Annotated in this window: 9 protein-coding genes; 6 read left to right on the top strand and 3 right to left on the bottom strand. The window is 39.5% G+C overall.

The window, feature by feature from the left end:
• Nucleotides 1–368 precede the first annotated feature (368 nt).
• The 3 genes from AOC35_RS00510 to AOC35_RS00520 are packed head-to-tail and all read right to left on the bottom strand — an operon-like array spanning nucleotide 369 to nucleotide 5,057.
• Nucleotides 369–1,340 (bottom strand): Bug family tripartite tricarboxylate transporter substrate binding protein, encoded by a 972-nt coding sequence (locus AOC35_RS00510; RefSeq protein ID WP_159077406.1) that lies wholly within the window; start codon nucleotides 1,338–1,340, stop codon nucleotides 369–371.
• Complete coding sequence (locus AOC35_RS00515; RefSeq protein ID WP_245898383.1) at nucleotides 1,330–2,961, bottom strand: hydantoinase B/oxoprolinase family protein; 1,632 nt, start codon at nucleotides 2,959–2,961, stop codon at nucleotides 1,330–1,332. The genes AOC35_RS00510 and AOC35_RS00515 overlap by 11 nt, the downstream gene beginning before the upstream one ends.
• A gap of 2 nt (nucleotides 2,962–2,963) precedes the next feature.
• Nucleotides 2,964–5,057 carry a hydantoinase/oxoprolinase family protein gene (locus tag AOC35_RS00520; RefSeq protein ID WP_108645266.1) on the bottom strand — a complete coding sequence of 698 codons (2,094 nt, stop codon included), beginning with the start codon at nucleotides 5,055–5,057 and terminating at the stop codon, nucleotides 2,964–2,966.
• A 291-nt stretch (nucleotides 5,058–5,348) separates the two neighbouring features.
• Here AOC35_RS00520 and AOC35_RS00525 point away from each other — a divergent pair, with 291 nt between their 5' ends.
• The 6 genes from AOC35_RS00525 to AOC35_RS00550 all read left to right on the top strand — a co-directional run bounded on the left by AOC35_RS00525 (nucleotide 5,349) and on the right by AOC35_RS00550 (nucleotide 11,982).
• A complete protein-coding gene (locus AOC35_RS00525) occupies nucleotides 5,349–5,849 on the top strand; it encodes a cupin domain-containing protein (RefSeq protein ID WP_108645267.1) in 501 nt (166 codons plus the stop codon).
• 103 nt (nucleotides 5,850–5,952) lie between these two features.
• Complete coding sequence (locus tag AOC35_RS00530) at nucleotides 5,953–7,521, top strand: rhodanese-like domain-containing protein (RefSeq protein ID WP_108645268.1); 1,569 nt, start codon at nucleotides 5,953–5,955, stop codon at nucleotides 7,519–7,521.
• A gap of 145 nt (nucleotides 7,522–7,666) precedes the next feature.
• Nucleotides 7,667–8,317 (top strand): maleylacetoacetate isomerase, encoded by a 651-nt coding sequence (maiA, locus tag AOC35_RS00535; protein WP_108645269.1) that lies wholly within the window; start codon nucleotides 7,667–7,669, stop codon nucleotides 8,315–8,317.
• Between the two features lie 518 nt (nucleotides 8,318–8,835).
• Nucleotides 8,836–9,840, top strand: a complete 1,005-nt coding sequence (locus AOC35_RS00540) for a Bug family tripartite tricarboxylate transporter substrate binding protein (RefSeq protein ID WP_108645270.1) — start codon at nucleotides 8,836–8,838, stop codon at nucleotides 9,838–9,840.
• 86 nt (nucleotides 9,841–9,926) lie between these two features.
• Nucleotides 9,927–10,448, top strand: coding sequence for a tripartite tricarboxylate transporter TctB family protein (locus AOC35_RS00545; protein WP_108645271.1), 522 nt, complete (start codon nucleotides 9,927–9,929; stop codon nucleotides 10,446–10,448).
• 49 nt (nucleotides 10,449–10,497) lie between these two features.
• Nucleotides 10,498–11,982 carry a tripartite tricarboxylate transporter permease gene (locus tag AOC35_RS00550; protein ID WP_108648647.1) on the top strand — a complete coding sequence of 495 codons (1,485 nt, stop codon included), beginning with the start codon at nucleotides 10,498–10,500 and terminating at the stop codon, nucleotides 11,980–11,982.
• Nucleotides 11,983–12,112: the final 130 nt, after the last annotated feature.

Genomic DNA, 12,112 nt, shown 5'->3' on the forward strand with positions numbered 1-12,112 from the left:
AGATGATTTGTGATTGATTATTACTCATGTCTTCCTTTGGCGTCATTCAATTCTAAAAATGGATTAATTATTAACAGTAATTAAAGATCGGATTAGCTCAACAAGTTTCATTCATGAGTATTCCTCATAAATAAAATTAGTTAAATCAGCTAGCCCTAATCCTAGATTTTAAACTGCGTCTGTCTAGAACCAAATTAGTCTAGATAATAGACGTTATTTATCATTTCTTATTATAAAACCTAATAAGTCAGATTTCTTAAAATCGCTAAAAGGGTCAGTCAGAAAATGGCTCAGAAAGGTGATTTCTTAAGCTTTCCTGTTGACCATTAAAAAATTTTTATTCAATTAAGGCTAAAAAGTATCTGCTGTTATCCCCCAGCTTTAGTCTTTGCAACCACTTTTTTCCATAGTTCAATATCTTTATTTAAGTATTCTTGAAATTCATTCGGCGACATCTTTTGCGTAACGATGCCACTTTTATTTGTCAGGATATCAATTAGTTCTGTATCGGATAGCGAATCGTTAAAAATTTGATTCATTGTGTCAACTAATTTAACTGGAATCCCTTTAGGACCCATGATGCCGTAATAAACACCAATATTAAAGTCATAGCCAGATTCTTTAAATGTTGGAATATCTGGTGAAAGTGGTGATCGGCTTGAACCCGTAATTGCAAGAGAAGAAATTCGCTCTGATTTAATATCACCTAAAAGTGGATTAATTAGTAAGTCAACCTGCCCACCCATTAGAGCAGCCAAGGCTTCACCGCCTCCTTTATAGGGAATATGCGTCATTTTGATATTGGCGGTTTGCTCAAATAAAATCGTAGCCATATGTGGTGTTCCACCTTCTCCCGAAGATCCATAATTGAGCTTTCCGGGATGATCTTTAGCATAATTAACTAACTCTTTTACTGAATTAATTTTCAAGTCTTTATTAACTTTGAGGATCAGCGGACCTATACCCATATAGGCAATTGCGACCAAATCTTTTTTTACGTCAAAGTTTGGATTTGTATAAGAAGCGGGACTAATTGCAATGCTATTTGCAACCACAAGAAAAGTGTAGCCATCCGCTTTTGACTTTGCCACCCACTCTGCGGCAATATTGCCACCAGCTCCGGCTTTGTTTTCTACAATGACAGGTACTTTAAGTTTATTGGTAATTGATTTAGCATAAGTTCTTGCAACTAAGTCAATGCTACTCCCTGGAGAAAATCCAACGACTAGCGTAATTGGCTTATTCGGATAGTCCGTTTGAGCTACCGCAAAATTCAACGTAGAAAAAATTCCTACAAGGCTACTAACAAAAACCTTTAGAAAATAATGTTTATTCATCATAAGTACTTTCAGAAATATAACCATGTTGTAAATCAAAGTTTATCTGGGTTTGGTTGCGCTGTTTTTTATCACCATAGCCTCCACCTCCAGGGGTTCGTAAAACTACCTCATCACCGGGTTGCAAAATTTGTGGTTTTCGAGAATCCACGCTTTGACCATTAATCATTACTTGACCTAATTGGCCTGACTCACCTCCTATAATCCCCGGTGCGGCTACTTTCAGTCGCTCAGTTAAAAGTGCTACAGAAAGTGGCGATGAGTGCATATTGATAAAACAAATTTCTTCCCCTAATCCGCCTCTGTAAAGACCAAGACCTCCTGAATTAGTTACCAGATATTTCCTTTTAAAAAATAAGGGAAAGTCGCGTTCAGCAATTTCAATTGGGGTTGGTGAAATATTGCTAGGCCAAGACATAGCAGAGGAGCCATCTTTTACTGCTGAGGCACCTAAGCCGCCATTAAAAAATAAAACACTTGAAAACGGTTTACCATCTTCTTTGATGCCACTTAAATTAGTAATCCACACTGGTGAGCCAGAAGCTGCCATTACTTTTTGAGAAAGGATTGGTGCAAGTGCGCCAAAAACCAAGCAAGGGACATAATGCCCAGTACAAGATCTACCTCCTACTGGAGCTGGTGATTTAGGGTTTAGGAGTGAACCCTCGGGAGCTGTTGTTTTGATTGCCTTAAAGAGTCCATGGTTATTAGGCAGATTCGGTAATAGTAGGCATTTAATGGTGTAGATCACCATTGCATTGGTATAGGGCAGAACGCAGTTAATTGCATAGTTTTGCTGTGGTGGTGATCCAGTAAAGTCACAAGTAATCGTTGAATCTTTAATTTCTACCTTTACATGAAATTGTAAGCGTTCTTGAAACCCATCAGTCTCCATATTATAAGAATAAATTCCGTCAGGTAATGATTGAATTGCCTTGCGCATTGCAAGGTCACTCCGCTCAAATAAGCCATCGGCTAACTCTGAAAAATTGCTCAGCTTATATTCGGTAAGTAATCCTTCCATCCTTTGTGCAATTAATTCCACTGCGCCGACATGACAAAAAATATCGCCGACAGTTTGATCGGGTGTACGTACATTGGTTCGAATTAATTCAATTAAGGTTTCATCTTGTTTGCCGCCCTTTAACAAAGGCATGATTGGGATATGAAAACCTTCCTCAAACAATTCGCGTGCATCAACCGAACGAACCTTTCCACCGATATCGGGAACGTGTCCTGCGGTAGCGGCAAATCCCACCAATATTTCATGGTGAAAAATAGGAGCAACTAAACACACATCGTTCAAATGACCAGTTCCAATCCAAGGATTATTGGTGATAAAAACATCACCTTTGGCCATCTTCTCTTTACCAATTTTATTAAGAGTAGCTTTGACTGTATTGGGTAAGGTACCGATAAAGGAAGGGAGACTGCCACTATTTTCGGCAAATGCATTCCCATCAGAATCTGTGATGACTACAGCGAAATCATTTGCTTCGGAAGAAAGAGTAGAAAAGGATGTTCGGATAATGAGTTGCGCAGCTTCGTTAGCAATGGCTTGTACGCGTGACCAAAATATTTGTAAAAATACAGGGCCAGAATTTAAAAGAGGGACATTTTTCATGTTCATTCGTTATCTGAAATAGTGATAATTAAGTTGCCATGATTACTCATTTTGACAAAGCCTAAGGGACCTACCACGATGGTGGTGCCGTATTCTTCAATTAATAAGGGCCCCGCTTGTTCAAAGCTAGAATCTAATTCAGAGCGTTTAAATATAGGTGTGTTGGTAAAGTCACCTATTTCTTGAAAGAAAACCTGTCGAAACTTTGGCGTAGCATTAGAAGGTGCTTTTTTATCCTGTACCACAGGATTTTTTTGGATGGGCGGAGCAATTCCTGCAATTCTTAGATTTACAAGTTCAATCACGCCATTGGGAGGTGTGCGACCAAACTTTTCAGTATATTGAGTAAGGAATGTATCTTTTATTTCCTGGTTCGCCATTTTTTGCGATTCATTATTTACTGAAAAAATAGGTAATTTAAAGAGTAGATTAAATCCTTGTCCGACAAATCTAGCCTCGGCTTGATACGTTATCTGAATTGGACCATAACTTCCATTTAGCGCTTGAAGATCTGATTGTATTTCTGACTCTAAATCTCGAATATTTTTTTCTAAATCTTGTATCAAGTTGAAATCAGGTTTGTAACTAATGGTTTTCGAACGATCAGCTCTTGCCGGCGCAATGAGAAGTCCAAATGCAGATGCAACACCTGCATCTCGAGGGCAGATAATCGTAGAGATACCTATAGCTTTGGCAACCATATAGGCATGCAGCGGACCTCCACCACCAGTTGCGAGGAGAACGAAGTTACGGGGGTCTCTACCTTGTTCAGCGACATGTAAGCGTGCTGCAGTGGCCATATTCTCAGCAACTAGATGATGAATACCCCATGCAATCTGAGTTCGATTTGAGTTGCAGACATGAGCCAACTGATTTAAGGCTCGCTCTGCTGCAAGGCTATTAATTGGAATAGTTCCACCAGCAAAGTAGTCAGGATTAATGTAGCCTAGAAATAAGTTAGCATCTGTTACAGTTGCTTGATCACCGCCGAGTCCATAACATGCAGGCCCTGGTTCAGAACTAGCACTTTGGGGACCTACTTGAAGTAAGTTTAATTCGTCTTGATGCGCAATACTGCCACCACCAGCACCAATTTCAATCAGTTCAATAGTGGTGATATTAACTGGTATACCACTACCCTTTGTAAAGCGCTTTTGTCTCGCAGCCTCAAAGCTATAGGCAATTGAAGGTTTACTCTCATTAATGAGGCATAGTTTGGCTGTTGTACCACCCATATCAAAGGCTAATAAATCAGAAATTCCCTCTTCCATGCCAAAATAGCCCGCAGCTACAACACCGGCAGCTGGTCCCGATTCCAATAGAGCTATAGGTTTACTTTTCGCGGTATTAAGATGGTTAAGTCCACCATTCGATAGCATCATTAACACTTCAGCTTGAATACCTATTAAGGAAAGAGTGCTTTCAAGTTGATTTAGGTAGGACAGGGCGATAGGCTGAATATAAGCATTCGCAATCGTCGTCGTCATCCTTTCAAACTCACGAATAATGGGGCTTATTTCTGATGAAATAGTCAGCGCTAAATTAGGATATTTATCTTTAATTACTTTTACTAATGTTTCCTCGTGCATTGAATTTGCGTAGGAATGTAGTAGACAAATAGCGATTGATTCCACCCCTAAATGAATTAAACGTTCAACTTCAGATAGTGCCTGCGCCTCATTAATTTTTTCAATTTCAAATCCTCTTGCGTCAATTCGACCAGAGATTTCACCTCGGAGATTTCTAGGCACTAAAGTATCTGGGCGGCTGATAGCTAAATCATAAAGATCATATTTGCGCTCATTTCCTATTTCAATAATATCTTTAAATCCTTGATTAGTGATTAGACCCGTGCAAGCACCTTTGCGTTCAATCAAAGCATTTGTAAATAAAGTTGTAGCATGTACGATCCGGAAAATTTCTTCAGGGGTAATTTTTTTGTTAGTAATTAGCTGATTCAAGCCATTCGTAACTCCAACAATTGGATTTGAGTTTGTAGTGAGTACTTTTAGAGACTCAACTTTCTGTGATGGTAAGTGGCACGCAACAATATCAGTAAATGTTCCCCCAATATCAATTCCTATCGACCAGTTCATCCCAGTATCCCTTAAAGAGTAATTTTATGTTTAATCATTAAAAGTATACGATGTAAATTCTGAAATTTAATTTGTTTCTATTCGAGTTCACGCCCTAGACAATTTACCTGAGATTAATATTGAAAACGCCTCCTCAAACTCTTAAAAAATAAATGATTATTTTGATGGTAACTTTAAGAAAAGGTCCCTCAATTTAATCTTTTGGACATTGGTACTAAAAATTCGGTCGAATCATTTAATTTAAAGTGAGTTAATATAATTCTATTGAAAACAATAAAGGAGCCAGCAAAAATGAGTCATACACTAGAACAATTTGCTAGTCAGTGCCACGATATTCTTAAGAATAGCCCGGGACCTGATGGGCGTCAAAAAGTTGCTGACGCGTTAAAAGACGTTTTAATTGATCAGAACTTTATTGCAAAGCACCTTCCCCCAACCACTGGCGAGCGCGAAATGATTTATCAAGATCCTGAATTGGGGTTTTGTATTCTGGCTCATCATTATCTTGGCGCCAAAAGTTCTGACCCACATGATCATGCGCATTCTTGGGCCATCTATGGGCAAGTCCACGGTAGGACTGAAATGCGAGATTTTCAAAAACTCGAAGAAGCTAGTGCTGATAAACCAGGTAAAGTGAAAGCTACCCGATCTTATGCACTGACTCCCGGTGACGCGCACGTTTACAACGAGGGAGATCTCCATGCGCCCGAGCGTAAAGACTCAACAAGTCTGATTCGCATAGAAGGGACTGATATGTCAAAGGTGAAGCGTTTTAAATACGAAGTGGTTTAAGGCTAGTTGTTGTATTCCGCGGTTTGAAACCTTAAAAGCGGTGGTGTCATGCGCTTGAAATTCAAGCTAGAGTAATTGATACCAATAATAATATGGATTTGTGATGGCGATTCAATCGGTTGATGCTAAAACCTTAAAGCAGTGGCTGCATGGTCAAACTGAAATTGCTTTGTTTGATGTGCGTGAACATGGTCAATATGGCGAGTCACATCTTTTCTTAGCAACTTCTCTGCCCTATAGTCGTCTGGAGTATGACATTGGTCGATTAGCCCCACGTAAATCTGTCAGGATAGTGGTCTATGATGATCATGGTGATGGAGTTTCTGTCAAGGCCGCTAAGGTCCTAATTCAACAGGGCTATCAAGACATTTATATACTGAGTGGTGGCACGCAAGGCTGGGCGGATGCGGGGTTTAATTTATTTGCAGGAGTCAATCTCCCATCTAAAACCTTTGGGGAGTTAGTCGAGCATCAATGCCATACCCCCCGAGTGAGTGCTCATGATTTAATGAAAATGATGGTCGATAAAGAGGATTTCATTATTTTAGATGGCAGACCTCAGAGTGAATTTAAAAAGATGAGCATTCCTGGGGCTCAATGTTGTCCCAACGGAGAATTAGCCTACCGCATTAAAAGCCACGTTAGTAACCAAGATACCAAAATCATTATTAATTGTGCAGGAAGAACCCGTAGCATTATTGGTGCACAAACGTTGATTAACTTGGGAATCCAAAATCCAATCTTTGCTTTAGAGAATGGTACCCAAGGTTGGTATCTGAATGATTATGTTTTAGATCATGGGAAAGTTGCTCAATATGCACTACCATTGGTTGATGATGAAATGCTGGATGCTAGTAAGGCATTAGTGAAAAAGTTTGCTATTCCAATCATTTCAGATGATCAATTCTTAATTTGGAAAAACGAGGAGGATCGATCTTTATACCTCTGTGATGTTAGGACTGCCGAGGAATTTTCAAATAATGGACTTCCTGGTGCACAAAACACACCGGGAGGACAATTGATTCAGGCAACTGATCAATTTGTGGGAGTTCGTAATGCTCGAATTGTCTTGTATGACTCTGATGGAGTTCGGGCAATAACAGTTGCTAGTTGGTTAAAGCAGATGGGGCATGATGTAGCAGTTTTACAAGAGGGTATACAAAGTAAAGTGAGCTTACCAAGTATTCAGATTGATCATTTACGTGGTCTGGTAAAGATGAAGAGCTCTGACTTGTGCGAAATTTATCAAAATGGTTCTGTCACAGTGTTAGACATTCGTGGCAGCATGCAATACCGTAAGGGCCATTTACCAAATTCCCTTTGGGCTATTCGTCCTAAACTTCAAGAAATCATTCGTGGTGCTCGAGAATCAATCCTGATGATTTCAGATGACCCTGCGCTGACTTATGGAGCGCTTTTAGAACTGGATGGCTTAGATCTGAACATAAAGGTTTTTGAATTACAGGGTTCTGGGTTTCCGAAAGAGATTGAAACGATTTCAACGCAAACCATACCGCCAGACTCAGACTGCATTGATTTCCTATTTTTTGTGCATGATCGGCATGATGGTAACAAGGATGCGGCGCGCCGCTATCTTGAGTGGGAAACTGGATTGATTGCGCAGTTAGACCAAGACGAAATGAACCTGTTTTCAATTCAGTCAGTACTGTAACAAAGCAAAACTGATTAGCTTGCTCAGTTAAGTTTTTATCAAATCGTCATGGTTGAGTTAAAGTAGCTAAGACTAATCGAGATGAAAAGTTTTATAAATATGAGTTTAATGACGGCATTATTTTCAAAATAAGGAGATTTAATTTATGCGTTTTTATGGACACTGGCGCTCACTCGCCACTTACAGAGTTCGAGTTGCAATTAACCTGAAAGATATCGACGTTGAAGTCGTAACGATTGATTTATTAGGGAAAGAGCATCTCGGAGAGCATTATCATTCCATCAATCCACAAGGCTTATTACCTGCCTTGGATGTTGGAAGCGGGCCAGCTTTATTCCAATCGATGGCCATCGTTGAATATCTTGATGAGCTATACCCCAATAATCCCCTCTTGCCGACTGATCCTCTTGAAAAAGCGAGAGTAAGGAGTTTAGCTCAAATTATTGCAGCTGATTCGCATCCTCTGATGGTACCTAGAGTAAGAACTTACTTATCAGAAGAACTTGGTTTAGATGCCGATGGTGTAAAAAAGTGGATTCATCGTTTTGTAATGCCAGCTTTAGAAACTTGTGAAGAAATTTTGACTGCAAATTCTACGTCAAGCCCCTATTGTTATGGCAATAAACCTGGTATGGCTGATATCTTTTTGGCATCACATGTAATCGGAGCTGGTTTTTTTGCATGTGACCTCAGCGCGTTTCCTCGTGTGCGTCAAATCTATGATAATTGCTCTAAGTTAGAGGCCTTTTCTAAAGCGCATCCATTAAAGCAACCTGGAGCCCCAGCTTCCATTTAATCTTATTAAAATGAATCATAGACTGTCTAAATTAACAGTTTTTAGATAGTTTATAGCTTTGTTTTTAAAGATAAAAGTCACCATTGAACCAAAATGGTGACTTTTTCAATTAAGGACATTTGAACGGTTAGCTTATTTATTTTCTACAAAATAAATATGATGTCCATTTTTATATTTTCATGTAATATAAAAGAAAAAATAAGGAATTTGAGTTTTCTCATTCCAACTCTACAGCGTTTACATCATCTAATTTTATTGTTGGAGATAGATGTTAAATGAGTATTACAGACGAATTAAATCCTAATTTATTGCGCACTGAATGCTTGCCGTATCAATTACGGCTAGTGACGCGAATTCGTTCTTAGATAATTTTTAGCCCCTATTCACCTCCTTACGACACCTTTAAGTTTAAAAAATTGATCTTTTGATGATGTTTTCTTTACGTTATCAATTGGTATTTAAATTTTAAATAAAAGTGCGTAACACCAAATTCTTATTTATTTTGGAGGAGTAGATTGATGAAGTTGAATTTCAAAGGCGCATTGCTCACCAGTACCTTATCTATCGGGATATTTGGAGTTTTACCTGCATTCGCAACATGGGAACCAACCAAGCCTGTGGAATTTATTATCCCAGCTGGTCCCGGTGGAGGTGCTGACCAAATGGCTCGCATGATTCAAGGGATTATCACCAAAAATAATTTAATGAAGCAAGCGGTTATTCCAGTAAATAAAGGATCTGGAGCTGGTGCAGAAGGCTTTTTGGCCATCAAAGAAGCCAAGGGTGATCCGCATAAGATTGTAATAACCCTTTCAAACTTATTTACAACGCCTTTGGCAACGGGTATTCCATTTAACTGGCAAGATATTACACCGGTAGCAATGTTAGCGCTTGATCAATTTGTTTTATGGGGCAATGCTGAGAAGCCTTACAAAACTGCTAAAGAGTACATTGATGCAGTTAAGGCTGCTGGACCGAATAAGTTCAAAATGGGTGGTACCGGCTCTAAGTCTGAAGACCAAATTATTACAGTAGCAATTGAAAAAGCAACTGGCACTAAATTTACTTACATTCCATTTAAAGGGGGTGGCGAAGTTGCAGTGCAACTCGTTGGTAATCATATTGACTCGACAGTAAATAATCCAATTGAAGCAGTAGCTCAGTGGCGTGCGGGTAAGATACGTGCCCTGTGCGTGTTTGATGACACAAGAATGCCATATAAAGAAAAAGTTACCGATACACAATCATGGTATGACGTACCTACATGTAAAGAAGCTGGGGTATCAACTGACTATTTAATGTTGCGGGGTATTTTTATGGGCCCTGGGGTTAAACAAGAGCAGGTTGATTTTTATATTGAGTTATTCAAAAAAGTTCGTGCCACACCAGAGTGGAAAAAGTTCATGGCAGATGGTGCTTTTAATCAGACATTTATGACTGGTCAAGAATTTAAAACTTGGCTTACAACCAATGAATCTCTGCATAAGCAATTAATGACTGAAGCTGGATTCTTGGCGAAATAATTTTTAAGAAATTGGATGGGTCTTTGCTAAAGGGCCCTGTTTTTTTAAGTAGTAGTTCTTTCATCACTTTATTCATGTAGAAAAAAATGTCTCAAAATTTAGAAAATTCAAATCAAGACTCTCTAATCAGCGTTAGAGTAATAGACATTATTACCGCCTTGTTATTTATTGTTGTGGGCTTGGTTGTAATGTTTGGAAGCCTTAAATTGGGAGCTAATTGGAGTAGTGATGGTCCAGAGGCTGGATATTTTCCTTTTTATATTAGTGTGATCATGCTTCTTTCAAGCGCCGTTAACTTGTATCAAGCGGCTATCGTTCATAAGAAAACAGAGGCTTTTGTTAATAAAGAGTCATTTAAGCAAGTAATGGCGGTGTTATTGCCGGCGATTGTTTTTGTCTTGGGTGTGCAATTAATTGGGATTTACGTTTCATCCGTTTTTTACATTGCCTTTTTTATGGTTTGGTTGGGCAAATACCGAATTTGGAAGGCAATTGTAGTTTCTGTTGGAGTCAGCGTGACCCTATACCTTTTATTTGAATTTTGGTTTCAAATTCCGTTACCGCATGGCTCATGGTTCAACCCACTCGAATTAGTGGGTGTGCAATAAAAATTATCAATTAAAAAATGAAGAAAAAGATTTAAAAAAGGGGTTTAAGTTGGAAGAAATTAATGCACTGTTTAATGGCTTTGCGATTGCAATGTCACCATTTAATTTGTTGTTGATGTTAGTTGGTGTAACTCTTGGCGTAATTATTGGTGTTCTACCAGGATTGGGTGGGGCCAATGGTATAGCGATTCTGTTGCCTTTGACGTTTACTATGTCCCCAACCTCAGCCATTATCATGCTCTCATGCATCTACTGGGGAGCATTATTTGGTGGAGCGATTACTTCAATTCTATTTAATATTCCAGGTGAGCCATGGTCGGTTGCAACAACCTTTGACGGTTATCCCATGGCCCGAAAAGGTAAAGCTGGTCAAGCATTAACTGCTGCATTTACTTCTTCGTTTGTGGGAGCTCTTTTTGCGATTGTGATGATTACATTCCTTGCACCATTGGTCGCTAAGTTTGCTTTGAAATTTGGCCCCCCGGAATTTTTCGCGGTGTACTTACTTACTTTTTGTAGCTTTGTTGGGATGAATAAGGGATCACCTTTTAAGACCATCTCTGCCATGATGCTCGGCTTTGCATTGGCGACTGTAGGAATGGATACAGTGACAGGCCAATTGCGTCTAACCTTTGGTAACCCAGAGTTGATGCGTGGTTTTGACTTTTTAATTGCGGTGATTGGCTTATTCGGCATCGGAGAAATTCTGCTCTCGATGGAAGAGGGACTCGCGTTTCAGGGGGCAGCAGCAAAAATTCGCCGCCAAGTAGTTCTCAATACTTGGGCGCAATTACCGAAGTACTGGGCTACTTCTATTCGTAGTTGTTTAATTGGTTGTTGGATGGGTATTACACCAGGTGGCGCAACTCCTGCTTCATTTATGGCATATGGCGTTGCAAAACGTATGTCGAAGAGTAAAAATTTTGGTAAGGGCCAAATGGAGGGCATTATTGCTCCCGAAACAGCAGCGCATGCCGCAGGTACATCAGCACTTCTTCCTATGCTGTCTTTGGGTATCCCTGGTTCGCCAACTGCTGCGGTACTTCTTGGCGGTTTATTGATTTGGGGCTTACAGCCAGGCCCCTTACTCTTTGTCGAAAAGCCAGACTTTGTTTGGGGCTTGATCGCCAGTATGTACTTAGGTAACATCGCTGGATTAATTGTTGTTTTAACTTGCGTACCCCTATTTGCATCTATTTTAAAAATTCCATTCTCCATCATTGCGCCGGTCATTATTGTCATCTGTGCAGTTGGTGCTTACACTGTTCATAACGCTGTGTTTGATGTTTGGTTAATGTTAGGCTTTGGTTTTCTGGGGTATCTATTTAAAAAACTCGACTATCCAATGGCGCCGATGGTTTTAGCCCTCGTATTAGGCGACCGTGCCGAAGACTCATTTCGTCAGTCAATGTTGATTTCTCAAGGCAGTTTAGGAGTGTTTTTCTCTAGTTACGTGGTTACTGGCATTACATCATTAGCTTTGTTAATGCTACTTTGGCCACTCATCGGTAAAGTGATAAAAAAACAAAGTTAACTAGTCGATTTTCAGTCGAAAACCAATTCAATCTCACCTAACTATTTTAATCAGCACAAGGGGTTTTCCCATATTGTAAAAAGATTAAGGTAGTCGTATGATTACTTAATAATAATTAAGTAGAGACATG

Source organism: Polynucleobacter rarus (assembly GCF_003072505.1).
Taxonomy (GTDB): Bacteria; Pseudomonadota; Gammaproteobacteria; order Burkholderiales; family Burkholderiaceae; genus Polynucleobacter; species Polynucleobacter rarus.

Coding starts and splice junctions, on each gene's coding strand:
- AOC35_RS00510 (WP_159077406.1), bottom strand. CDS start 1,340: ATGATGAATAAACATTATTTTCTAAAGGTTTTTGTTAGTAGCCTTGTA.
- AOC35_RS00515 (WP_245898383.1), bottom strand. CDS start 2,961: ATGAAAAATGTCCCTCTTTTAAATTCTGGCCCTGTATTTTTACAAATA.
- AOC35_RS00520 (WP_108645266.1), bottom strand. CDS start 5,057: ATGAACTGGTCGATAGGAATTGATATTGGGGGAACATTTACTGATATT.
- AOC35_RS00525 (WP_108645267.1), top strand. CDS start 5,349: ATGAGTCATACACTAGAACAATTTGCTAGTCAGTGCCACGATATTCTT.
- AOC35_RS00530 (WP_108645268.1), top strand. CDS start 5,953: ATGGCGATTCAATCGGTTGATGCTAAAACCTTAAAGCAGTGGCTGCAT.
- maiA (WP_108645269.1), top strand. CDS start 7,667: ATGCGTTTTTATGGACACTGGCGCTCACTCGCCACTTACAGAGTTCGA.
- AOC35_RS00540 (WP_108645270.1), top strand. CDS start 8,836: ATGAAGTTGAATTTCAAAGGCGCATTGCTCACCAGTACCTTATCTATC.
- AOC35_RS00545 (WP_108645271.1), top strand. CDS start 9,927: ATGTCTCAAAATTTAGAAAATTCAAATCAAGACTCTCTAATCAGCGTT.